The sequence below is a fragment of the Flavobacterium sandaracinum genome (assembly GCF_004349135.1).
Classification (GTDB): domain Bacteria; phylum Bacteroidota; class Bacteroidia; order Flavobacteriales; family Flavobacteriaceae; genus Flavobacterium; species Flavobacterium sandaracinum.
In genome coordinates this window covers 1-25,543 of record NZ_SMFN01000014.1, presented here as the reverse complement: position 1 = coordinate 25,543, position 25,543 = coordinate 1, and the positions used below count along the sequence as shown (strand labels likewise).

Sequence of the window (25,543 nt, the reverse complement as noted above, 5' to 3'; positions counted from 1 at the left end):
CGATATATAATGAAAATCTCCCGCATTAGTGGGAGATTTTTTTTTGAATTCTATGTCATGTATATGTAGTGATGTGCGCTTACTTTTAAAGTGGCTAACTTAAAAAAAAGCAAATAAAACCTATTGAAAGTGATCAATAGTAATGATTTAAGTAATAAGAATAAAACAATGACGTATTTTTTTTACCATATAAGTCATTGAAGTTTCATTTGTGTAAGACTGATAACTTAAGCAATAATAAGGTCATTTAAGGTTTAATGCTCACATGACTTTTTATGTTAAATAGTATTTCACTCCTTTTATAGTACGGCAATAAAGAAGTCCAACTACTTATTTCATTGTATTATCACTAAAATGGATATCCAATAGCTAAATTAAAAACTAAATTTTCTCTGCGCCATGGACCACTTCCAAAATCAATTTTATCTAAAACCCAACGGTTACCGTCAGCTAAATACGGTTTTCGTAATGGGAAGGCAAGATCCGTTCTTAGGATTAAAAATGAAAAATCAAAACGCAAACCAGCTCCAGCTCCAACGGCTATTTCATTAAGGAATTTTTTTGAAAATTTTGCCCCTGGTTTCTCTGAATTTTCATTCAATAACCAGATGTTTCCCGCATCTAAAAATAAAGCACCTTTTACTAAACCATAAATTTTGGCTCGGTATTCCGTATTAAATTCCAATTTTAAATCACCGGATTGATCAGGTAAAAATGTACTGGTATTTGTTGCAGCACCATCAAAACTTCCAGGTCCTATGGAACGGGCTCTAAATGCGCGCAAACTATTGGTTCCACCGATAAAAAACTGTTTGATAAATGGCAATTCACGCGAGTTTCCGTATGCAAATCCTGCTCCTGCAATTATTCTACTAGCAATTTGGGATTCAGGACCTAACTTATAATAATGCCTGAAATCATTTTCTATTTTGACAAATTGGCTAAAAGGAACATCAAACAATTTTATGGTATCGCCTTTTTGAATGTTGGCACCTGAAGCTAATCCAGCAATATTTCCGGCCAAGTCTATAGTTCCTTTGTAGTAAAAAGTATTCTTTTTTCGTCTTTGCAACGTATTGGTGTACGTATAGGAATAGGTTGGACCAAAAATCAATTGTTTTTCAATTACTTTTTCTAAAGATGGATTTCCATCAATTTGTTCTTGATACAACGCCGTAACATTTTGCGGGCTAGCATACGTAATTTCAGAAATATTCAATAAATGTTCTTTTTGCTCACTCTCTTTCCACAAATATCCAAAAGATCCTTTGAACGTTTGTAGCGAGTACAGCTTCGTTCTATTTTGAAATTCATACCCTAATGTTGCTTTTGTTTTTGGAACAAAACCACTTGGAGAATCAAGTTTGAAAGGAGCCACTAATCTTGGCCAAATTAAATTAGCTTCGGTTCCAATACGGTATACATTAAATCCATTGTTTTGTCCGGAAACTTGTACTTCAACACCTCCAAATGCTGATATCGTCAGCAATTCAGCACCTCTAAAGGTGTTTCGGTTGCTCCAGTTTAAATTGAGTTCCGTTCCCGTGTAATTAGCGGAGTTGGTTTTAGCTAATAATTCCAATCGGACTGATTTTTTAGGCAATGGCGTGAGGTAATAATAGGCATCTAAGTAATTTCCTGTAGTATCTGAAACCGTAAATTGATTTTTTACGAATTTAAATGTACCTAAATTAACCAATCGATTTAATGATAAGTTATGATCAGTTCTGTTGTATAAATCTTCTTTTTTAAAATATAAGGCACGATCAAAAATACGCGGTTTGAATAAATTTTCCGGGTCAATAATTGTTAAATCGTTGTACTTTTGGATAGAATCCATATTGTTTTTTACACTGTCAATCCCAATGGAATAATTAGGATAAACAATAATTTTATTGATCTTGTAAGGTGTCTCGGCTAAGCTTGGAGTTTCATCTTTAACTTTTACAATTAAATCCACTTGATGATCCGCAACGGTACTATCAATTTGTACTTTTAAATAATCCGGGTTGAAATAGAAAAAACCTTTTTCTTTCAATCGGGCATCAATACGAACTCGCTCTTCTTTGATCGCATTAAGACTGTATCCTTCCTCTTTTTTCAATACACTTCTGCGTCTTGTATTGCGAACGGCTGTTGAAAGAATGGAGGAATCCGTAGGAAATTTAACCTCTCTAATTTTGTATTGTTTTGCTGGATTTACTGTGTATTCAGCACTTGCTTTTTTCCCTTTTCGTGTGGAATCCGCTGATGTTTTTGTATTGAAATAACCGCTGTTTTCAGAGAAATTTTGCAATACACTTTTGTTGTATTCTAAATCTACTTTACTATAAAAAACGGGTGCTTCGCCTACTTTATTTTTCAACCAATAACGCCATCCTTTTTCTTTCTTTGGCGTCCCAGCCAGATTGTAAATATACAGTTTTGGCTTTAAGCCAAGAATTGAAGAGTTAGGTTTGGGTCTTACAATTTCCTCAAGTTGGTTTTTTAGTGCTTTGTTTTCTTTCTTGGAGGTTTGTTTTCCTTCCACTTTTATTTTCGCGCCTGTGTACAATAATTCTCCTTCAGGCAAATATCTGGTATTGCTGCACGAGGAAATAAACAATCCTAAAAAAAGAAAGTGTAATAAAGGAGTTTTATTCATCTGATTTATTTTTTAATTCTTTTTTTGCTTTTTGCTTTGCTTTTTTCGCTTCACTTTTAGCATATAATTCTCTGAATTTGTTGTAATTCATTGTTATAACAAAAGCGATTCCAGTTTCAACGACTTCCCCTTGAAGCGCGACTTGATATTTATTGATACGATATACTCGGATTTTATACCTTCCATCTTTTGAAAGTTGATAATCTAGGGAAACATCACCAGCAATATTATTAGCATCCTGATTGGTTTGCTGTGGACCTTCAATTCCAAAACTGCTTCCTACTGTAACTTTCAATCGATCATTCAGCAATGTTTTTGAAATTCCAACATTCAAATCGGTTTTATTTTCGCGTTGACCGGTTGTATAATCGTCAGAAGTATTTAAATCAAAATTAAGTTCTACGCCTTCAATTAAATCTCCAGCCAAATTATTAAGCTGTTGTGATAAAATTTTACTGGCACTTTCTCTCGCTAATGACGAAACGTTTGTTCCACCGGTTTCACTGGCAAATGGATTTTCTCCAATAAAACGGTTTAATAACAATAAGGCAAAAACCTGTTTGTTCATTTCATCAGGTTGCTGACGCAATTGTGTCAGTTTAGCCTGTGTAGTATTAATAATTTCGGTTGAAACACTATTATTTCCTTCCGGTAAAACAATGTCAAATGAGATTGTAGGTTTTAGTAATTCTCCAGTCATTTTCAGACGGGTTTCAAACGGAATTCGTTGCTTGTACGTATTTCTTATTTCGGCAGTAACAGCTCCTAATTGGTCGTTTATCAGATCGATTGGTGCTGCTTCTGTTTTATAAATCGCGGTAATGCTAATATCAGCTGTTGTTGGTTCGCCAGTCCACAAAATATAACTTCCTGATTTGATATCGAATTTTCTTTTGATGCTATTAAAATTCATCTCATAACTTCCCTCAGACAATTCATATCTTCCGGTCAGCGTTGTTTTTCCGGAAGGATCAATTCCACCATTTAATTGCGCTTCTCCTTTCAATTTTAAGAAATCTCCGTTGGCTTTATCAATGTTTAAAGATAATTCGGCTTCTTTATCCACTTCTATATTGACAGAGGCATTGATCCCTTTTAGCTCCATTTCACTGCTAATTTCAGCAAGTGCAACGCTACCTAAAATTTGTGGATTATCCTGGTCAATGAACTCTACAATTCCTTCTCTGTCCGCTATTGATGGATCAGATTGTGGTAAAACAACAGTAAATTTAGTGTCTTTGTTGATTTTGATACTTCCTTCTACGATAGGATTGTCTATTGTCCCGCTTACTTTTAAATGGTTGTCCAGAAAGAGTTGTCCATAATACAAATCATTGTCTTTTGCTTCTGAATTGACGGCTTGAAAATTATCTGCATCAATTGCTAAATCAAATCCAAAATTGCTGAAATTACTACTGTTAATTGCACCGTTTATCACTAAATCATTGTCTTTCTCATCTTTTATTGTAAACGTGTCAAAAAGAATTGCGTTTTCGGTAAAGGTGATTTTGTCATTCAAAGACTTAAATTTAGCATTAAGTTGTGTTGCTTTGAATCCAATGTCATTGAATTGTAATTCTCCAATGACTTTAGGTTGGGTGGTATTTCCAGTAATTTTGAAATTTCCAGTCAAAAATCCAGTACTTTCAGTGATATTATCCAATGTAAAGCCTTGAATACTTTTCAAATTCAATTTGTCGATGTCTAAATCTAAATCAAAACGACTTTCATTCGCTACATAAAATCCTTCTAAATTCACTTGATTACCTTGCCCGGTAATAGCAACTTTCGCATCATATTGATTTGTAATTGTATTATTTACTTTGATGCTGATATTTCCAACGGTGTCTTTTTTGAAAGTAAAATTTTCAATATTCAAATCCGAAGTAAAAAGTGGTGTTTTAGCAATGTTTTTTACCGTTGCATTTCCATTTATTTTCCCGCTTAACTGTAAATCTTTTTTCTCAACAAAGCTAGTAATCGTATTGATGTCAAAATCCTTAAAATCAATTGCAATAGGAGCATTTGGAATGTTTGATTCTGATTGAACACTTATTGTACTTTGCTCTTTACTCAATTCGAAATTATCGATGAAAATTCCTTTTCCGCCAAAGCGAATGAGATTGTCTTGTGCAATTTTCCAAGATTCATAGTTCAACACTATTTTGTCTAGACCAAGTCGCACTTCATTGTCTCCATTTACAGCCTGCAATGTCCCATCAATTAAGTAGCGTTCTACATCTTTTGCATCTTTCAGTTGCAAGATATAATCTACTAGATTTTTCTCGATTTTCCCAGTTAAGCTGGTGTGTGGTAATTGGATTTGGTTGTTTTGAATGTCGTCTACAATAAAGCTGTAAAGCAGTGCTTTGTCTTGCGTGTCTACTTTTAAAGTCGCATTGGTAATTGTGTTGGTTCCATAAATTAATTTTGGAATAGAACCATTTAAAACTATCGAATCGTTAACAGAATTGTATCTGCCTGTTATAGTAATGGGTTCCAAACTTTTTAATTCTGGAATTACTTTTAATATAATAGGATTGTCTTTTACGTTAACTTTAAAATCGAATTGTTGATTTTTAACGGCTATTTTTTTAGAATTTGGGTTGGTGTCATAATAGGTTGCAATAGAATTCGTTAAAGCAGTTGCAATTTTTGATAATTGATATTTTCCATTTATTGCAGCATCTAAAAAAGGAGAATTGAGTTCCAGTGTATTTTTTTCAGCCGTTGCTGTTGCAATTACATTTATTGTGTCTATTACAAACTGATCTTTAGCATTGACCACATTTATGCTGTGTGCATTGACAGTTCCGTTAAGATAATCTAAATCAGCGTACTGAATATCAGCATCTACAGCGCCTCTTATTTTTAAAGGTCCGGCATGCAGATTCAGTTTTTCTAAATCGGCAATATCTACATTCAATTTTAATTTTCCGGAAGGGTATTTGTCTTTGAAACTACCGCTGCTCACTAAATCAAAAGTTAGGTTAGGATCTTTTGCAACAGCTGTCGCATTAAAATTTCCTTTTCTAATGGCGCCTTTAATGTTTAGATTTTTGTACGTGTATTTGTTGTAATATGCTTTTAAAACACTTCCGTTTAACGAAGCTGTTGCGGTTTTTGGATCAAAACCAGTTCCTTTTATATTGGCTTTTAGTGTTACTTTTCCAATCGAATCGTTTTTTATAAATTTTCCTAGATCAAAATTAGTAAATTCAGCTTGCGCATCGTATTTCTCATAATTTTTTCGGCTTTGATCAAAGGCTGCTTTTATTTTAGCATTTCCAAAACTGCTAATCAAATTCAAATTAGTGTTGAAATTAGCAACTTTCCCTTTAAATGTTCCTTTTACACTCAATTTTGAGGGCAACTGAATCGTGTTTGGAATCGTACCTTTAGGTAAAAAACTAACAAAATCTTTTGCTCCTGTTTGCAAGTCTTTGATATTTAAATCGAAATAAGCTTTGGTCATATCAGGTAATCCCACAATGCTGCCGCTTGCAGCTACTTTTGTTGCTCCAATACCGCTAATCTCTATAGACGGAAATATAATGTTGTTCAGTTTGCCTTTTATAGAACCATTCAGCAACAATATTGCATTGGGATAGCTCATGAAAGGGTTGGTTTTGTTCAAAGTTGGAGCAAAAAGTAAAATGTCTTTAATTCCTAATTTACTTTTCTTTAAAGAGGCGATAAGACCTAGTTCACCTGGATTTGCTGCCAAGGATGCGATGGATGGATACCCAATTCGGATTTCATCTTTCAGTTCTGTTTGTGGCGTTTTTAAATATAAATTTTTAAGAAAAGCATTCTTTTTTCCATAGAAAAAATCTGCATTAAATGATTGAATGTTTAAGCCGCTTTTGTCTTTAACAGATAGGGATTTTGCAGATCCAGAAATGTTTTCAGCATTGTAATTCAACGCATCTACCTGCAAGTTTAAATTGGTAAAATTTAAATGGTTGTAGTCAATTCCTTTTTGTACCGCTGCAACATTGTTGTTATCGTAGCGGAAATTAACCCGTTTGAATTCTGTTGTATTTACTTTGACTTGCCAGTTCGTAGATTCGGTGTCATTAGATTCTTCCTTTACTTTAACTTTGTCTGATTTACCAAGCGCCAGCGCACCCTCTACACCGGTGAGATTAAGACTTTCAATAATGGCAAATTTATTATTGAGATCCATTTTTTCAATTTTAGCCACCATTTTTTTTAAGTAAAAAGTAGTAGCTAATTTTGTTACTTCACTTTCGTAATCAAAATCTATTTTGGCTAAATCAATTTCTCCAAGTTTTAAATTTAAAATCGTTTCTGGCTCATTTTTTATTTCGGCTTCTTGTGAGGCAAGAGATTGTTGCACCATGCCTTGTTTTAGTTTGAATTTCAAACCATTGATTTTAGCTTTTGGAATTTCAAAGTTCATTTTGTTAAGATCGAAGGTTTTGATCTTTGTTTCAAAATGATTTAGATTGGCGTAAACGTTATTTTTTGTAAAAGCATCCTTATATTTAAATTGAATACGATCTAGCTTTATTTCCTCGACTGAAAATTCCATTGGTGGAGAATCACTTTTCTGTTTTTCTGGCGAAGCAAATGCTTTGATAATGTAATCAAAATTAAAAATAGCCTTGGAATCTCTGTTTAAATTTGCAGAGATACCTACGAGGTGGACGGAATTGATTTCAACTTTGTTGTTTATTAATTGAAACAAACTAATGTCAACTGCTAATTTCTCTCCAGCAAAAAGAGTATCTTTTTTTTGATCTTCAAAATAAACACCTTCCAAAATCACTTTTTTTGGAAGACCAATTTCTAGTCGGTCAATGGTCACTTTGGTTTTGATTTTTCCTTCCAGATAGGCTACCGCTTTCCCTTTGGCATAATTTTGAACAGTGGGGATTTGAATTGCAATGACTACTGCTAAGAACAATAGAATCACACATCCTATTGTCCAAAGGAAAATTTGTACACTTTTCTTTAAATATTTTTTCAAATGAGGTAATTTTTTTTGGCTAAAAATAACAAATTTAAATCAGAATTGCAATTTCAATCCCAATCACAATAGCGTGTAAAGATCAAAAAATGATTTTTAAAAAGGTTATATAATTTAAGATTATAGTTGTAAAATTTTCAAGTGTTTGCGCCATCAAAAAGTGTCTTTTAGGTCTTGTAAATAGGAATTTCATTAAAATTTGCTGCAAGTTTCTCCTCTAAAAGAAGGTCTTTCACTGCCATTAAAATCGCTTTGTTGGCAGTGAAAAGTTCCCTGTTAAAATTGATGACAGTAGTTATGTCGATACTTTCAATTGTAGTAAGTTGCACTTCAGTGTAAAAGGTGTTTAGCGCTGATGTATAGTTTTTTTGAATGGTGTCGAAAAGAGACTCAAGTTCTTCAAAACTAGACTGTTTTTCTCGAATTAGCAATCCATTCAACTTTAAATAGAGGCTTTCAGTTTCTTTTTTATTGTGCAGGAAAAAATGGTATTTTATATCCTTTGAAGAGTGGCTCAGATTTGTAATGTTACTGCCAATATCTTTCACACTTTTCACCGCATGCATAGCACTTCGTACGGCAGATATTAGTTGGTTGAGTTCGGAACTTTGTTCACTGTTCAACTTGGTTCTTAGTTTCAAATAGAAAGCCTGTAATTCGCCTTGGAGCTGTTTCAGAAACTCATATTTTTCCTCATTTGTTTTCGAATTATAGTTTCGTTTTTCATTAATTGCTGTAAACTCATTTTTTTTGTGAAATTCGAAGTCGTTGATTTTAAATAATTCCAGATTAAAAAGGATCGAGTTGTGTACAAAGTAATATGCTTCACGACGAAATAAATCCAAAGCGGATTCCGGTTCTTTGATGGAGGCATGGCCTATAAAAGCCGCAGTATTGCCATCCGAATTTTCGAAAAAACGCTCTAAAAATTTAGTAAATGAATCTAATACTGGAAGAAATAGCACGATGGCTAATAAATTGATGAGACTGGAAAAGGTGACCAAACCAATCAACGGATCTTTAATTTTTATAACATCAGTGATTAGTAAAAGAATGGGTTTTAATAATACAAATGCAATGGCAGTAATAAAAATATTAAAAAATAAATTGCCAAGGGCTACTCTCTTTTTTGAAGTATTTCCACCGATGGCACTTACTAAAATTTTAATAATAGTGCCAGTTTCTCCGCCTAGAACAATCGCCGCTGCCATTGGAAATCCAATTGCTCCAGCATTCAATGCGCTTAGTGTTAATGCCATGGTCACGGAGCTAGACTGTACAATCAACGTGATTAAAAAACCAATAATCAGAAAAACAAGTAACGGCATAGCAGCATAATGTGAAAAGTCAAAGTGCTGGACTTGTGTTTCCATTGCTGATTTCATAAAGGAAAGTCCTATGAACATTAGACCAAATCCTAAAAGAAAATAAGAAATATATTTAATTTTTTTTTGGTTTCCAAATAGGATCAATAGAAAACCGCCTAAGCAAACGGCCGGATAAGCAATGACTTCAATATTGGTTTTAAAACCGAGTGTGGCCACTAACCAACTGGCAATTGTTGTCCCCAGGTTGGCACCAAGGATAATGGCCATGGCATTTTTCATGGTAAAAACACCAGCGCCAACAAAAGCTAAAACCATTAAGGAAACCATAGAACTACTCTGGAGAATACCAGTTACGATTGTTCCACCCACTACGGCACCAATATTATTTTTTGTAATCCGTTGCAAAAATAGTTTGAAACTTCGGCCAGAAAGGTTTTTTAAGGATTCTTCAACAAGATAAATAGCGAAAAGGAATAAACCTACGCCAGCTCCTAATTTTAGTATTGTATTGACAGTTTCCATAGCTTAAATTAGGATTAAAGATACTCAAATTTATAGGATTGTCCATCCATCAATCCAATCCTTATTTTATTCATTGCTACGGGTAATGAAACTGCTTTAACTTTTGAATGTATAAAATAAAATGGAGGTTGAAAATAGTTTTAATTTGTACTTCTGCGTATTAAAAAAGGAAGGTTTAAAACCTACAGGGGGCTAACAGATATCTAGTTAAATAGTGAGATAAGAACAGCTGCAATCCTTTGTAAACTGCAATTTTTGAGTGAATTTTTATAATGAAGTACGATGGTTTTGATCAGTCATTGTTCATTTTTTTAAAATATAGAGCTGCATTAGTTTCCTGTGTTCTAATACTGTGGTGGTGTAATAGGGTATAGTCCCCAAAGTTTTTCGGCAGGCAATAATGAACAAAGACCAAGTAGTACAGATTGTACTCGTATTTTAAAAATTAATAATCAGAATATTCAGTAGGATGCATAAAAGTGATATCTATGTGCGATACATTATTTTGATATTTTGGCAGGGAGGACATTTCTTTCCATTCTGGTGCTGCAGTAAAAGACTTCCAATGTGCTTCTCGACTGGCCATATCTGCAAAAGTAGTAAGGTACATTAGGTTTGGCATTTTGGCGCCGGAGAGAACTTCGCCATAAAAGACAGCATTAAATCCGAGTTTATCAAACAGTTTAATTTCTCCTCCACCATTAAACATGTCTACTTTGTTGGCGTAAATGGTTTCAGTAGCTGATTCGTAACTTCTTAATTCATAAACACGATGGTTTCTGATGCTATTCAATACTGGTTTTTTTAGTAAAGGATGATCTGAAAAAGCTTTTAGTAAAACGGATTCAATCCTCAGGTAGGGTGGCTGCTGGTGTATTGCATTTAAATATGGTGCGCCCGCAAGCTTATAACTTTTGTCTTTTGCTAGTTTTTTGTCTAGATTAAGAAATTCTTCTAAATTAGAAAAAGGAATTATCACGATTATTTTTTTGAGCGTGTCCTTATTGTTAGTTATCGTTTTGAAAACACCTATGTCTTTAATTCCTAGTTTTTTTAACCCAGGCAAATACGCCTCCTTTAAATACAGTTCAGTAGTTTGCTCTTGCTGTTCTGTTTTAAAAATATACGTTTTAATTTGATAATATTCCTCAGTTGTCGCTTTAGACGGGATTCTTTTAGTGCGCTTAAATAATGAATTAAAACTGCTAAAGGTCAAAATCAATAGCAATCCTAGGAATAGTTTTGATAATTTCATTATTGGTTCTTTAAAGATTAGTCACTAAATTAAAACATCATTATAAAAGGACAAAAAGATAGGGACTTGCGGTAAACAAATAGTATCAATCGAGCATGATTTACTTTTCTTTTTTTGGTCCACTTATAATTCTGGAAATTAATCCATTCTGTGTCGTAAACTCTGATAAGAAAACACCTCCTAAGTGAAGAACGATAAAGGTCAACAAATAGTAAATCGAAAGTACGTGTATTTGTTCCATTGGCTCTTTTAAATTTTTTGGACCTAAAACGATAATTAAACCTGTCGTTAGAGAAATGGCGACACAGACATAAAAAATGGCATAAATGTAATATTGGAATTTTTCCTGTACCGTAAGGCCACGACTAAAAGGATTGGAGAACTTCATCTGTCCAAAAAACGGAAGCAAAATTCGGATGCTGTACAAACCTACCAAAGCGTATCCAATATAAATATGCCAATCCCACATGGGTTTTCTTATTTTTTTGGCAAGGGCAAGGAGTTGGTCTTGAGATAAAGATTGATTTGTTGTCGCTAAATAATCTTGAATGATTAGCGCAATATTGTTTTTGTTCATCCAAGTGAGTCTTAAAAATATAGTAAAAAGCATAGCAATCAAACAAATTGCAATGGACCAATGCATGACTCTATAAATGACGGAGTAGCTTCTAATTCTCATAATTTTTTGGTGTTGATTGTTACTATATTTGAGACTTTATTATTTAGAAATGACAACATTAATGGGATTAGATAATTTAATCTTCTAAAGACTTATAAAATCTTCACTTTTAGGAAAAAGACTAATTGCCTCTATGGCAATTTCAGGAGTTGGATTTGCTATCTTTCGCAACTTTGTATCCATCCAAGCTCCATCAACAGTTATGACGGCACAAAGTTTATCTTCTTCATTCAAGAATTCATGAACAATCGACCAGCGTGAAGCATCGGGTTTCATTTTAGAAATTTTTGTTCGCATTATGATTTTATCAGAAAGTTTTATTTCTTTTCTAAAAATACATTCTTCTCTAAATAGAATTGGACCAAAATGCTGCGCTTGTAAAACTTTCATTGTTAGGCCTAAACCTTCTAGAATTTCAATACGATGTTGCGCACCAAAATCATAATAAGCACTGTGGCGTACATGAAAATTAGGGTCTAAGTCAGACCAACGAAAGGATAATTCTTTGCTAAAAGATGTCATTATTGTTTTTTTTAAGTTTTTTTATTAGGATTCCTTTGCATTTAAATAGAGCAGCAGAAAGACAAAGTGTTATGGTCAAAACTACGCAATATATGTGGAACGAAAACCAACTAAATCAATTCTTTTACCCTTTATTAGAACGTTAAAATCAAACGGAGTCTGTAAAACTGTTGTTTCTTCAAAAAAAATATAATTATAAACGGTCTTTTGGATTGCAATCAGCAAGGTTAAATAGCGAATAGTATACTTTGTCTTTTTAAGAATTTTTGTTAAGGGAAAACGATAGGCAATTTTCTGCACTGCATCTTCTACTAGTATGAAAGGTTCTATTGGGTTAAGGGTAAATTGATTATAGCATTTTTTTCATGGAACCAGTTTCTAAGAATCGCAAATGAAATTTAAAAGCTTCTTCCAGAAGATGTGGTGTGTGACCACCGCGAAGTTTGGAACGATTAAAATAATCCGATAATTCTTCTTTGTACTCGGGATGAACACAATTTTCGATAATTACTTTGGCGCGTTCTCTTGGTGCCAGTCCTCTCAAATCAGCGACTCCTTGCTCCGTGATCAAAACATCGACATCGTGTTCCGTATGATCTACATGGGAAACCATTGGTAAAACATGAGAAACAGCATTTCCTTCTTTAGAGGAAGATTGGGTTACAAAAATACTCAGATAGGCATTTCGAGCAAAATCACCTGACCCGCCAATGCCGTTCATCATTTTGGTTCCAGCAATGTGCGTTGAATTTACATTGCCGTAAATATCAAATTCTATCGCTGTGTTGATTGCAATAACGCCTAATCTTCTGATGACCTCAGCCGAATTGCTTATGGTTTGCGGACGAAGTAGCATCTTATCTTTATAAAAATCAAAATTAGCCAGTATTTTTTTATAGCAATTTTCTGAAACAGTGATAGAAGAAGCCGAAGCGAAATTCATTTTTCCGCTATCTATAAGTTCAAAGGTGCTGTCTTGCAAAACTTCGGAATACATCACTAGATTCTCAAAACTACTTTTCGCAAATCCAGACATAACGGCATTGGCTACTTTTCCAATTCCAGCCTGAAGTGGCATCAACGAATTGGTTAAGCGCCCTGCTGTAATTTCATTTTCTAAAAAACCTAAAAGATGCCCAGCAATAGCGGCAGTTTTTACATCTATTTCCGTAGGCTGAGCCGGACTGTCTAGAATTTCTGTAAAAACAATTCCCACTACTTTTTTAGAATCAATGGCAATATAGTCCTGACCAATTCTATCGTTTGAAGCCGTCACATTAAGAATTTGTCTGTTTGGATAATTTTCAGAAATGTAAACATCATGAATTCCTTTGAATCCCAATGGAATAGATGTGTTTATTTCAATTATAATTTTATCTGCTAAATGAGCAAATGTAGGCGAGTTGCCAACTGAAGTCGTGGGAATAATATTTCCATTTTCATCAATATAAGTGGCTTCAATTACTGCAATATCAATTTTTGGCAGGTGTTTGTTTTCTAACATTTCAGCCGTTTCACTTAAATGTTGGTCAATATAAAGTATTTCGCCATCGTTTATTTTTTTTCGCAAAGCAGCATCGGACTGGAAAGGCATTCTTTTATACAAAGCATTATTATTGGCTAAATCAGTGTCGGTGGTTTGTCCTAAAGAGGCACCGGTAATCAAAGTGATTGCAATATTTTCAAATTTTGCTCTTTCTGCAAAAGCAGGTAAAACAGCTTTACTATCGCCAGCTTTTGTAAAACCACTAGTTCCAACGGTCATTTTGTCCTTGAAAAAAAGAGCTGCTTCCTGCGCTGTAATAACTTTGTCTTTGTAACTTTGAAATTTGATTCTATCCGATTGCATAATTGGTTTTTTACTAATAAAATTAACGGAAAATTGATGTTTTAATAAAGATTAAATCAATTATTTTTAATTTGATTTATTTGCCATACAATTTTAATACAATTACCCATTGGTTTTGTATCCTAATACGCCATAAACATATTCAGATAAGCCACAATGAATTTAATAGCAGTTTCCACAGAGAAATATTACATTAAAGAGGTAGATACCGATAAAAAAAGTATTTATTGCCATCATGATTTAATGGGGGAATTATTGATTCCAACTCACAAGCATGATAAAGCTCAAATGCTCTATTCCGAAGGTGGTATTGTCTATGTCACCACCGAAACGAGAACTTATTTCCTCCCAGCTCGCCATTTTATATGGATTCCAGGTGTTGTAGCACACAGCATTCATCCCAGTTCTGAAAAAGTGATGATGCGAAATTTGTATTTTCCTATTGAAAAGGGTGAAGAATCTTTTTATGAAACAGAAGGGATTTATCCTGTTAATGATCTTTTGTTGCAAATGATGCTTTTCACGAATCGATGGAACGGAAACCTTAAAAAAGGAAGTCGAAATTTTATCATTGCCAACGCTATAAAAGCTATTTTACCAGAAATTTGCCGGACTAAATTGCCTTTGTCCTTACCCTCTCCAAAAGACATGCGATTGCTAAAGATTATTGACTATTTAGAAAAAAACTGGGGAGATACGATTTTGTTTTCGGACTTGGCCAGTCGCTTTGGTTTTAGCGAGCGATCGTTATACCGTTTGTTTCAGAAAGATTTGGGTATGTCTTTTATTCAATATTTTACGATCCGAAGAATTTTGAAAGCAATAGAATTGTTACTTGAAAAAAAACTTTCCATAAGCGAAGTGGCGCGGACTGTAGGATACAACAGTGTTCCCACGTTCAGCAATACTTTTTTCAAAATATTGGGACAGCGCCCTTCTGATTATTTAAATGGTGTCGAAATACTGAAAAAAGGATAAGCTCATATTCAGAATCACCTTCGTTTTTAATTTTGTCCGATATGAATACATATTTGACTTTTGATGCTTTTACAGCATCAATAAAATTAAAGACCTTTGTGTACTATTCTTTTATCTTTATTATGTTTCTTAAAAAGCAGGTTACACCAGAGCAACCTAAGATCAATTTTTTAAAAAGTGTATTGTTAACCTTACTCTTGTTTCCATACGCCATGGCAGTACAAGCCCAACAATCCGTTGCACTCACTTTACCTGAAGCGATGCGAATTGCCAACGAAAATAACAGGACCATTCGAAAAGCCCAAATCCAAAGAAAGATTATAGAGACAGAAATTAGAACTGCTAAAAATCTTCGTTTACCCGAAGTTCATTTTAATGCCATGTATTCGCGATTGTCAGATTTAACGCAGTATCGTGGTGGTTTTTTTAGCCAAAAAGAAACGATTGCGCCACTGCCAGGTAATTTGATTTACGATGCCGTTTCAAACTTCCGAATGCCTATTTATGAGGCAAATGGCATCAACAATGCGATAAAAAAATCAAAACTACAAAGTGAAATTGCAGAAATCAACGTAGAGAAGGCAGAGAATGATGTGCGTTTAGAGGTTGCGGCTACTTTTTTGGGTATTTACAAAATGATGGAACTTCAAAAAATTATTGATGAAAGCATTAAAGAAGAACAAGAGCGATTAAAAGAGGTAAAAGCATTTAAAGCGTTTGGAACAGTGACTAAAAATGAAGTCTTACGTGCCGAATTGCAACTTTCAGATCGGGAATTGAGTGCTTTGACGAACAAGAAAAATTGCACGATTGCACTTCAAGAGTTAAAAACAGTATTGCAATTGCCGGAGGAATCCAATATTGTAATAGATACAACAGGCCTATTTGATAGGGACACGATGGAGGATTATGATTTTTATTTTAAGAAGACTATGCAAAATGAGGAAATGAAAATGGCGAGTGGGGAAGTAGCGGTCAAAAAGACAGAGCTAAAAATGGTCAAGGCAAAGTATCTGCCTAAAATTGGATTTTTTGGAAATTACAATTTACGGTATCCTAATTACATGGCGTTTCGATTGGACATGCCTTTTTTATATACCATTGGCCAAATTGGCGTGGAAGCTACGTATGATTTGTCAGCTTTGTACAAAAATAAGGTGCAGGTTCAAGTGGCTAACTTACAATTAGAATTGCAGCAAAATGAATCCGAAATAGTTAAAAATGAGATGACTGATAAAGTATTTAGGCAGCACACCCAATATCAGGAAATAAGCGATCAATTGGTGGTTACCAAGAAAGCATTGGATTTAGCCCAAGAGAATTATCGCATTGTTAAGGTAAAATACCTCAACCAACTTGTTTTAATTACTGAAATGGTGGATGCTGATAATGCTTTGCTTCAGGCCAAGTTTAATAGAATAGCTACCAGAATCGATGCGTTGATGAAACAATACGAATTGCTTCATACAGCGGGAATTCTTTCCAAAAAATAATTCAAGTTTATATATAATTTTTAGTTCTCAGCGAATATGATAAAAATAGAAAATTCATCAAGAGCCCACAAATCATTTAGTAAACTGATTACAGTGATTGCAACTGTTTTAGTGGTCATGGGAATTGTTCTAGGGATTTGGTTTTATTTTTTTAATAGAAATCACGAAGAAACAAATGATGCTCAGGTAGAACAATATGTAACACCTATTTTGACTCGAATAACGGGTTATGTTCAGGAAGTTCGTTACAATGAAAATCAGTTTGTACACCAGGGAGACACGATAATTATACTAGACAATAGGGAATATAAATCGCATTTAAATAGTGCTTTGGCCGAGGTTGAAAATGCTAAAGCCAATGTCAATGTGATAGAAAAAAATGTCGCGACCACTTCTAATGCTATTCTGGTAAGACGATCGCAACTCGAGGCTGCAAAAAGTAAAGTTTGGCAAACAAAACTGGAATACAACCGCTATCAATCTTTATTAAAACAGGAAGCAACCACGAATCAACAAGTCGAAAAAGTTAAAGCCGATTATCAATCGGCTCAAGCCCAATACCAAGAAATTGTCAATACCATTCAATCAGCAGCGTTAAATACTTCCGAAGCATCTGCTAAAATCCCAACGGCTCAGACTGTAATTGTAGCTAAACAAGCCGTTGCGGATAACGCTGCATTGTTTCTTTCTTATACGGTGATTACGGCTCCTTATGATGGCTGGGTGGGAAAAAAAATGATTCAGCCCGGACAACTACTAAAAGAAGGACAAGTTTTAGTCTCTATTGTGAGCAAGAAAAAATGGATTACGGCTAATTTTAAGGAAACCCAAATACAATACTTGTCTATAAGTCAAGAGGTAACGCTACAAGCTGATGCGATCAGCGGACGAAAATTCATCGGAATTATTGAATCAATATCGCCCGCTAGTGGCGCGCGTTTCTCGCTTTTACCGCCCGACAATGCCACTGGAAATTTTATTAAAATCGAACAACGTATTCCTGTTAGAATCAGACTACAAGAACCAGCCGCTCAAACGGCTTTCCTTCGAGCAGGAATGAATGTTATAGTTGTAGCAGAACACCAATAACCAATGTCAAATAAAAGCATTTTTAAATCCTGGGTACCCAACTGGGCCAGCATCGCGATTTTGTTTATCTGTTTGATACACTCGATGGTTTTGCTAGGCGTTTACACTTCTAATTTGACGTATTCAGCCAGTTTTCTAGATGTAGAAATTGAAGATTTACAGTTTTCGATGTGTGTGACTTATGGAACTTTTTTGACTACGATTCTAATTGAAACCCGTCTATTTCAATTTTTTCCAACTAAAAAGTATTTTATAGTCATTTACAGTTTGGCAGCATTAACCTTTATTTTAACGGCTTACATTGAAAATTACGCACTGTTTATCATCTTAAGAGTAGCCGAAGGTATTTTGATGGGCTTGCCTGTGGTGCCGCTGCGACATTTCTTAATTTCAAGGTTTAAATCTAAAAATGCAGTGATTATTGGCTTTACTGTTAATTATGGTGCGTTGATGCTAGCCTCACCTTTCATCATGAATATTGCGGTGTGGCTGCTGGAAAATTATGATTGGAAATATATGGCGTATGGTTCGGCATTATTTCAAGTGATGTGTGTGGCTTTAATTATGATAACTTTTGAAGGACATCGTTTTCATAGAAAAATTCCTTTATATCAAGTAGATTGGGCAAGTTCTATTCTTTTACTCACGGCCATTTTATCAGGAGCATTTTTCTTTGTTTATGGAGAAAAGAAATATTGGTTCGATTCCCACCAAATAATTTCAGCATTGGTTCTTTCATTAATCACGGGAGGTTTATTTATTTTTCGACAAATGATGCTCAAGCGACCTACCTTTGATCTCAATGTATTTCGCTATGCTAATTTACGAACCGGATTAGTCCTTTCGGTATTTTTTTATATCGCCCGATCGACTTTGAATATTTGTCACAGTACAATGTTTGTAATTTGGAATTGGGAACCTTCAAGAGTGGCGCATGTGCAATATTTAAATGTATTTGGGAATGTAATAGGAATGTTTTTAGCGGGACTGTTTTTAGCAAAGGCACTGAGCATACGTTTTATATTTATAATAGGATTTTCACTTTTTGCTGTTTTTCATTTGTGGTTTACTTTTCTTTTTGTCCCCGATGCTACCTTGTCTGATATCGCAATTCCTTATGTTTTACAAGGAGTGGCTGTTGGAGTTATTTTTGTGCCGTTAGTCTTATTTACTGTCTCGGCGGTACCCACTCCTTTTGCTCCGTTTGCTGGAATTGTAGGCGTAGAGGGACGTTTTTGGGGAAGTATGATGGGGTTTTCATTTATTCAAAATGCAGGTGTTTACCTGCAGCACACTCATTATTCAAAGTTAATACAATCTGTAACACCTGAAAGTGCGGAAACTCAAATGCGTATTGCACAAGCAACTGAAAGTTTTATTTCTAAAGGGTATACGGAGGATAATGCGGGTCAATTAGCGTTAAAAAAAATTGCAAGTTCCGTGGCCAAACAATCGGTTTTATTGTCTAATATGGAAATCTTTACCGTCGTAGGGTATGCCATGTTAGTTATCGTCATCCTTTTGGTTATAAACCAACATATAAAACAAACCGTTGATATTTTCAAAAATAGGATATGGGGAAATTAATATGGAATTTTTACACTTTTTTTACTTTAGAAGAGAAAAAAATAGCTGATCGCACAAAATCAAAACGGAAGCAATGTACAATAGCTTATATTTTAGACTACAAATCTAAAACAGGAACTTTCGATTTGTCTGGATTAATTTTGCGACCCTTTTCTATATGTCATTCTCAATTTTAGGTGTTGATTTTAGGTGTTGATTTTAAGAGGTGATTTTAATGTATAGCCTATAATTTTTTTTCTAAATTCTACCGCAGGTAGGGCTTTGCCTGCGAATGGTTTGGTCAAAAAAAGATTTTATCTGATGCATCAATCCCTGTGATTGTTTTAAACGACAGCACTGTAAATCAACAAAAAAAGAAAAACTTCAATTTAAACCTATTGCTTTAGCTGTTTTTTCTGAATTTTATTTTTGCAGCTGAAATAGTTTAAAGACTTTTTTTTACCTTATCTAAAATTACAACTAACGCCGCTCCACATAGTTGTGATTTTTGCTTGTTTTCCCATGCCGTCAAAAATTCCATATAGGCCAGAAGTCGTTGAGAATTCATATCCCAAACTGGATTTCTTCACGATAATCACATAAGCGCTTTCCATTTCGCCTCTCGTAGATCCAATACCGATTCCTGCCATGGTAGTACTCTTTGTTGTATTTCGTGGGTTGAGGCTTACATACCAACCCGCAAATTTCCAGGGGCTTTCTGATTCTACTGCTTGTGCCTCTTTTTTCTGAAACACCAGTGTCAATCCATTATTCCACGATGCCATTTTTAGCGGTCCAGCGCTACATTCCGCATTAATTCCTTCGGATATTGGTTTTGATTGTAAAATTCTAGACACGATTTCTTTCATTTCATCAAAGGGTTTGCCAAAAGGAATTTCCGATGTGGAACCTGTCGTTGTATTTATTACTTGTAAAGCATTTGACGTTAGAATAAGTTGGCTAGGCGGTTGTGTTTGTATAGCGGTCACACTATCGGTTGTCTTTTGGTTGCTTTCTTCAACAATGTACAAAGTGTCTGCCTTTTTTTTAATTGGTGCTTTTGGCGCTTGGTTGTCTTTGTTTTGACAATTCAAAAGCAATACTGAAATAAGAATTAGAAAAGAAGAAAATTTCATAGTAAGTGTTTTAAATCAAATAGTTTCATTCTTTAAAATACTATTTTTGATGATAGGTATCTAAGTAGTTGGCCTTATTTATTGCCGTACTATAAAAGGAGTGAAATACTATTTAACATAAAAAGTCATGTAAGCATTAAACCTTAAATGACCTTATTATTGCTAAAGTTATCAGTCTTATACAAATGAAACTTCAATGACTTATATGGTAAAAAAAATACGTCATTGTTTTATTCTTAGTACTTATATTACTTTTTTCAATTTATTAGTTTGAAATAGTAAGGTAGCATTTTTCTTTATTCAAAAAAGAAATGTTTTTAAAATAGGGTAGATGCAAGCAGTAAAAAGAGAGCCAGCGGTTTGCCAATTATTACCCACACAGTTAAATATATTTTTTTCAAATGTTGGGATATGGAATTCCAAAGATCGCCTAAGCAGTCGTTTATTATAGAAAGAGCAAAGGGAATTGGTAGTAATTTTGCAAAAAAAAACCGTTGTATTGCTACAACGGTTTTTAGATTTAAAACTTTAAAACCTTATTTAGGCATCACTACAGTATCAATTGCATGAATTACTCCATTAGAAGCAGCTACATCAGCAAGTACAACTGTTGCAGTTCCACCATTAGCATCTGTTAACATTACATTACCGTCTTTTAAACTTAAAACGATTGTACCACCTTGAACAGTAGTCACAGTGTATTTTCCGTTGTTTTTGTTTATGGCATCAATTACTGTTGCAGCGTCAAATTTACCTGAAACTACGTGGTACGTCAAAACTGCTTTCAGTTTATCAAGACTTTCTGGCTTCAATAAACCATCTACAGTTCCAGCAGGTAGTTTGTCAAATGCAGCGTTGTTTGGTGCAAAAACAGTGAAAGGACCTTCACTACTTAACGTTTCAACTAAACCTGCTGCTTTTACAGCTGCTACAAGTGTTGAGAAATCTGCATTTCCAGAGGCTACTCCTACAATGTTTGGCGTTTCCATTACAACTGTAGTGTCCATTGCTACTGCTGTTGAATCAGTCATGTCTGTAGATTCTGCTTGTTTTTTTTCTCCACAAGAAGTAGTGATTACTCCTAATAATACAAATGCACTAATTGTTTTTACTAATTTCATAGTCAATATTTTAAGTTTAAATTAAATTAAGATAATCAAAGGTAAACAATAATATGGTTTGTTTACTCTTTTTAACAATATTTTAAACAAATTGTAAAAATATTGATTTTTGACCTATGCTTTTCTAATGTGCTCTTAAGATTAGACCGTATATTGGTACGATTGATATAATTGTAGGAATAAAAATACGCCATTTAAACAAAGGAAGCAACCGGACATTAGTTGCTATTCCTTTATTTTAAGTAAAAAAAGGACTTAGCTAGTTTACATTTTCATTGTCTTTTTCCTTTATTTAATGTAGTTGTTTGAATAAAATTTATTTGCTTCCCTATAAAAGAAATCCTTTTGAAGATCGAGGATCATATTAAATCTTTTCAAAATTATCGGTACATTTTTTTTATATCGTATTGGCTTTTGCCAAAAAGCCTTTTGGAAGTCCAAAATCAGTGGTGGAATATTTAGGAAGATATACTCCTAAAATCCACACTAGCAACAACCTAATCTAAAGTATTGACCATCAAAACGTAATTTTTAGCTGTAAAGACTTCAATCAAAACGGATTCAAAAAGCAAATGACACTTACGCACGCCAAATTTATTCCACGCTTTGCGTTGCCTTTTGTCCAAACGTTTTACTTTGTCAGTTCCCCCTTTGGGCTCGGGTGTAAAAATACGGCATTACGGTTTTTTAAGCAGTAATTGGAAACGGGAGAAAGTAAAGGTTTTTCAAGAAAAACTACAGAGTAAGTGCTATAAAAAGAAGAAAAGAAATCTTTTTTACCCAAATGCCTGTGTTGCAAAACGGGTAATTTACATCGAATAGCGGTTTTTGACCAGCCTGGTCCGCCTCCCGAAGTAACGGGATGGTATCTTGGCAATAGCAAAAGTTCAAGTTCTTATGAAAGCTAATTTTGTGGGTATGGTTATGTATGGTCAATCTCAAAACTTCGGGAAAGGAAAACACTAGAAAAACCTTCCTTGTTTTATTGCAAAAAAAACGAGGCGTTTTAGCTTCTTATAATGTCTCCAATAATTTTACGATAAGTCCATAGTGTTGACGGCATGTAATCGGTTCCTGTAAAAACGGGACAGGTAGTTCAAGCGCGGGTTCATTACTTCGTCCGTTTGCTGTCGCTCGGGTGTTCGTGCTGCACAGGCAACGAATCCTTTGCTGTTAGGCTTTCGTTTTTATTTTCGGTTGCAATTTCTTTATTATTTCTTGACCATTCACTCCACGAACCAACATAAAGTTTTGGAATTTCTAAACCTGCATAATCGATGGCTAAAAGCGAATGGCAAGCTGTAATTCCAGAACCACAATGAAAAATTATATTTTTAGGATTCCTCCCGGCAAATATTTCTTGATATTTTGTTTTTAATTCCTTTGATGATAAAAATAAACCTTCTGTATTTAGATTTTCTGAAAAAGGAATGTTTATTGAACCTGGAATATGTCCAGCAATTAAATCAATTGGCTCGTTTTCTCCTCTGTACCGTTTATTTTCTCTTACATCAATTACTAAAAAGTTTTCTTTTTGCGAATTTTCTTCAACTTCTTGAATTTGTGAAATAGGTAATTTCCAGTTGTCATAATTATAATTTTTGGAAATTTTTGGTATTTCTACTTTGTTATTTGTTGGAAAACCGGCTTTTTCCGCTTGTTGAATTCCACCATTTAAAACTTGTACTTTTTTGTGACCAATTGATTTCAGCATCCACCAAAACCTCGCCGCCGCATTAGCTCCATTTTTATCATCATAAACTATGACGTGACTATTTTTAGATATTCCTATGTTTGCTAAAGTTTCTGCAAACTTTTCAATTTCAGGTAACGGATGTCTTCCACCTTCTGCCAAATCTACTTTTATAGTTGCTAATTGAGAATTCAAGTCAACAAAAATGGCTCCATCTAAATGTTTATTGGCATACTTTTCTTTAGAATTTACTCCATTACTTACATCAACAATAATGACATTTTCTGTTTTGGTTAATTCTAAAAATTCACTTGCTTGAATTATAGAAGATATTTTGTTGATCATAAATTTAGAATTTAATTCTGTTTTACTGTGTTCCGCCAAAAATACGCCTAACGTTAGCCTTTGAAAAAACCTCCGATTACTAATATCAAATGTAAGTAAATAATCTAATTATTAAGCAGAAAAGCTCTATGAAAAATACGCAACACCTCACCGGAATACCGCGCAATCAAATGGTTTTTTCTTCCGAAGCTTTGGGATTAGAGGATGCTATTTTGCCAGAAAAACTTTCTGATACTTCGGGTATCAATTGCCAAAAATCCTTTTGGAAGTCCAAAATCAGTGGTGGAATATCTGGGAAGATATACTCATAAAATAGCCATTAGCAACAACCGCATCCAAAGTATTGACCATCAAAACGTGACTTTTGCGTACAAGGATTACAGGCAAAACGGATTTAAGAAACAAATGACACTGACGCATGCCGAATTTATCCGACGGTTTGCATTGCATATTCTGCCCAAACGTTTTACTTCGTCAGTTCGCCCTTTGGGCTCGGGTGTAAAAATACGGCATTACGGTTTTTTGAGCAGTACTTGGAAACGTCAAAAGCTCAAGCTTTTGCAGGAGAAATTAAAAGTAAAAGTGCTAGAAAAAGCAGAAAAAAAGCCTTTCTTACCCAAGTGTCCTTGTTGTAAAACAGGCAATTTACATCGAATAGCGGTTTTTGACCAGCGTGGTCCGCCTGCTTGGTATCTTGGCAGTAGCCACAGTTCTAGTTCCTATGAAAGCTAATTTTGTGGGTAAGGGATTTTGTATTCAGATATGAAGGAAAACAGTAGAAAAACCATACTCAATTTTACTGCAAAAAAAAGAGGCGTTTTAGCCTCTTGTAATCACTCTACCCATTTTACGATAACTCCATAGTGTTGACGGCATGTAAACGGTTCCGTTCAACCGCGGCTTCATTGTTGGCTTTTCAAGCCCAACGAATCCTTAGCTGTTAGGGCTAGGCTTTTTATTTGATTTGTATTCTTTTATTTTTCAAAAACACTAGATATTCCAAGTTCATTTAACTATCAAATTATAATAATTTTACACTTCTAAATTCAGTTAAAATATTAAAATTAGCAATTCTGAAAATGTTTGCAGAACTTCTCAATTTTGTCATTTCTACTGATTTAATATTTCCAAAAGCAGTTTCATATTTTCACTCTTTTGGGTGATGAAAAATCAGGCTAACTGCTAACAAATACTAACAATATATCTAGGACAATTCCAACACATCCAACAATAACTAAAAATAACCACAACTTACCTTCACTTTTAGTATTAGGTATATATCCTTTTTTTAGCAAAATGCCTGATACAACTAGTATTATCGGAATTAGTAACTTCTGAAGCAGTTCATTCATATTTTATCGTTTAATTAATTGATTATTTTCTTTTAAAATTGTCATTTTTTTTAAGCTTAGCCCTAACGTCAGTCTGTGAAAAAACTTCCGTTTATTTCTTTCAAATATAGTACATATTCTCAAGATAAAAGGCAGAAAAGTTGTATATTTAAAGATGCAACATATCACAGGAATTCCGCGCAATCAGATGTATTTTTCGAGTTTAGAGGACTCGATTTCTGCAGAAAACCCCGTTCGTTTTGTCGAAGCTTTTGTCGAAGCGTTAGACTTGGGGTCTTTAGGCTTTACACTTCAGACCATTAAAACCGAGGGTCGTCCTAGCTTTGATACTAAAATCTTTCTCAAACTTTATTTATATGGCTATCTCAATGGATTACGTGGTTCCCGCAAGCTCGAGAAAGAGTGCATTCGTAACCTCGAATTACGGTGGCTCCTTTGTGGTTTAGTGCCCAATTACCATAGCATATCCGACTTTAGAAAGCAGAACCCAACAGGGCTTAAAAAACTCTTCAAACTTTTTGTAAGTTTCCTTAAAGATGCCGAYTTRATATCRGGAGAAGTAATTGCCATCGATGGCACCAAAAGTCGTGCGCATAACAGCAAAAAAGCCAATTTCAACCAAAAGAAAATAGAACGTCATTTGGCTTATATCGAAGAAAAAACCCAAGAATATTTAACGCAATTAGATCAAAATGATACCCAAGACAATGGGATCAACATAACCAAGATTCAAGAAAAGATTGAACGATTAAAAAATAATAAAATAGGATATGAACTTCTAGAAGCAAAACTAAAAGCCAGCGGAGAACCCCAAATAAGCACCACCGATGAAGATGCACGCGCGCTTCTGGTTCAAGGAGTAGTAGTTGAGATCAGTTACAATATCCAAGCAGCAGTAGATAATAAACACAATTTAGTAGTTGCCACCCATACCATCAATCGCAATGATCTTAACGCCTTAGGCGCCATTGCACT

General features: G+C 34.4%; 16 protein-coding genes and 2 pseudogenes. 8 read left to right on the top strand and 10 right to left on the bottom strand.

Annotated elements, in window-relative coordinates:
* Positions 1 to 349: 349 nt before the first annotated feature.
* The 7 genes from tamL to E0F91_RS11930 all read right to left on the bottom strand — a co-directional run bounded on the left by tamL (position 350) and on the right by E0F91_RS11930 (position 13,795).
* Complete coding sequence (tamL, locus tag E0F91_RS11960; RefSeq protein ID WP_132066717.1) at positions 350 to 2,644, bottom strand: translocation and assembly module lipoprotein TamL; 2,295 nt, start codon at positions 2,642 to 2,644, stop codon at positions 350 to 352.
* Positions 2,637 to 7,640 (bottom strand): translocation/assembly module TamB domain-containing protein, encoded by a 5,004-nt coding sequence (locus E0F91_RS11955; protein ID WP_132066716.1) that lies wholly within the window; start codon positions 7,638 to 7,640, stop codon positions 2,637 to 2,639. Before E0F91_RS11955 ends, tamL begins: the two co-directional genes overlap by 8 nt.
* A 167-nt stretch (positions 7,641 to 7,807) precedes the next feature.
* Positions 7,808 to 9,490, bottom strand: a complete 1,683-nt coding sequence (locus tag E0F91_RS11950) for a Na/Pi cotransporter family protein (protein WP_132066715.1) — start codon at positions 9,488 to 9,490, stop codon at positions 7,808 to 7,810.
* A 445-nt stretch (positions 9,491 to 9,935) separates the two neighbouring features.
* On the bottom strand, positions 9,936 to 10,745 hold the full coding sequence (locus tag E0F91_RS11945) for an NIPSNAP family protein (RefSeq protein ID WP_132066714.1): 810 nt from the start codon (positions 10,743 to 10,745) through the stop codon (positions 9,936 to 9,938).
* A gap of 100 nt (positions 10,746 to 10,845) precedes the next feature.
* Entirely contained in the window at positions 10,846 to 11,424 is a 579-nt protein-coding gene (locus tag E0F91_RS11940; RefSeq protein WP_132066713.1) for a cytochrome b/b6 domain-containing protein, read from the bottom strand.
* Between the two features lie 84 nt (positions 11,425 to 11,508).
* Positions 11,509 to 11,946, bottom strand: coding sequence for an acyl-CoA thioesterase (locus tag E0F91_RS11935; protein ID WP_132066712.1), 438 nt, complete (start codon positions 11,944 to 11,946; stop codon positions 11,509 to 11,511).
* Between the two features lie 349 nt (positions 11,947 to 12,295).
* Positions 12,296 to 13,795 carry a succinate CoA transferase gene (locus tag E0F91_RS11930; RefSeq protein WP_132066711.1) on the bottom strand — a complete coding sequence of 500 codons (1,500 nt, stop codon included), beginning with the start codon at positions 13,793 to 13,795 and terminating at the stop codon, positions 12,296 to 12,298.
* 156 nt (positions 13,796 to 13,951) lie between these two features.
* On the opposite strand from E0F91_RS11930, the gene E0F91_RS11925 reads away from it, so the two are divergent.
* The 4 genes from E0F91_RS11925 to E0F91_RS11910 are packed head-to-tail and all read left to right on the top strand — an operon-like array spanning position 13,952 to position 18,942.
* On the top strand, positions 13,952 to 14,773 hold the full coding sequence (locus tag E0F91_RS11925; protein ID WP_132066710.1) for a helix-turn-helix domain-containing protein: 822 nt from the start codon (positions 13,952 to 13,954) through the stop codon (positions 14,771 to 14,773).
* 41 nt (positions 14,774 to 14,814) lie between these two features.
* Positions 14,815 to 16,266, top strand: a complete 1,452-nt coding sequence (locus E0F91_RS11920; protein ID WP_243698894.1) for a TolC family protein — start codon at positions 14,815 to 14,817, stop codon at positions 16,264 to 16,266.
* A gap of 36 nt (positions 16,267 to 16,302) precedes the next feature.
* Entirely contained in the window at positions 16,303 to 17,355 is a 1,053-nt protein-coding gene (locus E0F91_RS11915) for an HlyD family secretion protein (RefSeq protein WP_132066709.1), read from the top strand.
* Between the two features lie 3 nt (positions 17,356 to 17,358).
* Positions 17,359 to 18,942, top strand: a complete 1,584-nt coding sequence (locus E0F91_RS11910; protein WP_132066708.1) for an MFS transporter — start codon at positions 17,359 to 17,361, stop codon at positions 18,940 to 18,942.
* A 443-nt stretch (positions 18,943 to 19,385) separates the two neighbouring features.
* Here the strand turns inward: E0F91_RS11910 and E0F91_RS11905 are convergent, their stop codons facing one another.
* A complete protein-coding gene (locus E0F91_RS11905; protein WP_132066707.1) occupies positions 19,386 to 20,057 on the bottom strand; it encodes a hypothetical protein in 672 nt (223 codons plus the stop codon).
* Between the two features lie 536 nt (positions 20,058 to 20,593).
* A complete protein-coding gene (locus E0F91_RS11900) occupies positions 20,594 to 21,178 on the bottom strand; it encodes a fasciclin domain-containing protein (protein ID WP_132066706.1) in 585 nt (194 codons plus the stop codon).
* A gap of 407 nt (positions 21,179 to 21,585) precedes the next feature.
* Between E0F91_RS11900 and E0F91_RS18225 the strand changes: the two are divergent.
* Positions 21,586 to 22,086, top strand: a pseudogene (locus E0F91_RS18225) (transposase); the annotation flags it as partial.
* Between the two features lie 203 nt (positions 22,087 to 22,289).
* Here the strand turns inward: E0F91_RS18225 and E0F91_RS11895 are convergent.
* Positions 22,290 to 23,216: a sulfurtransferase gene (locus E0F91_RS11895; protein WP_132066705.1), complete on the bottom strand. Its 927-nt coding sequence runs from the start codon at positions 23,214 to 23,216 to the stop codon at positions 22,290 to 22,292.
* Positions 23,217 to 23,344: 128 nt separating this feature from the next.
* Between E0F91_RS11895 and E0F91_RS17745 the strand changes: the two genes are divergently transcribed.
* The 3 genes and pseudogenes from E0F91_RS17745 to E0F91_RS11880 all read left to right on the top strand — a co-directional run.
* Positions 23,345 to 23,527: a hypothetical protein gene (locus E0F91_RS17745; protein WP_165930124.1), complete on the top strand. Its 183-nt coding sequence runs from the start codon at positions 23,345 to 23,347 to the stop codon at positions 23,525 to 23,527.
* A pseudogene (locus E0F91_RS11890) lies at positions 23,457 to 23,948 on the top strand (transposase); the annotation flags it as partial. The gene E0F91_RS17745 and the pseudogene E0F91_RS11890, both read left to right, overlap by 71 nt.
* Positions 23,949 to 24,722: 774 nt before the next feature.
* The coding region (locus E0F91_RS11880) for a transposase (protein WP_132066704.1) at positions 24,723 to 25,543 on the top strand (821 nt) is incomplete at its 3' end.